This is a genomic window from Lysinibacillus sphaericus OT4b.31, from assembly GCF_000392615.1.
In the GTDB taxonomy this organism is placed as follows: domain Bacteria; phylum Bacillota; class Bacilli; order Bacillales_A; family Planococcaceae; genus Lysinibacillus; species Lysinibacillus sphaericus_B.
Window position 1 is genome coordinate 1 of record NZ_KB933400.1, and the last position, 303, is coordinate 303.

1 tRNA gene is annotated in these 303 nt (G+C 34.7%); it reads left to right on the top strand.

Annotated features, from left to right (window positions below):
* Nucleotides 1–23 precede the first annotated feature (23 nt).
* A tRNA-Lys gene (locus H131_RS18995) sits at nt 24–96 on the top strand.
* Nucleotides 97–303 lie beyond the last annotated feature (207 nt).

Sequence of the window (303 nt, forward strand, 5' to 3'; positions counted from 1 at the left end):
CCCCAGCCATTCTTTTTTGTTTTGAGCCATTAGCTCAGTTGGTAGAGCATCTGACTTTTAATCAGAGGGTCGAAGGTTCGAGTCCTTCATGGCTCATCATTTTTAAGGAAAAGACTTGACATTTCAAATTATCATAGTATAATAAAAAAGTTACTAATTGAATGCGGTCGTGGCGGAACGGCCCGCTCCAAAAAAATACTTTTAAAAAACATATTGACATTTAATCTTACAAGAGTTATGATATAGAAGTTGTCTCTTGGAGATAGCAATATGATTTACATGAACCTTGAAAACTGAAAAAAA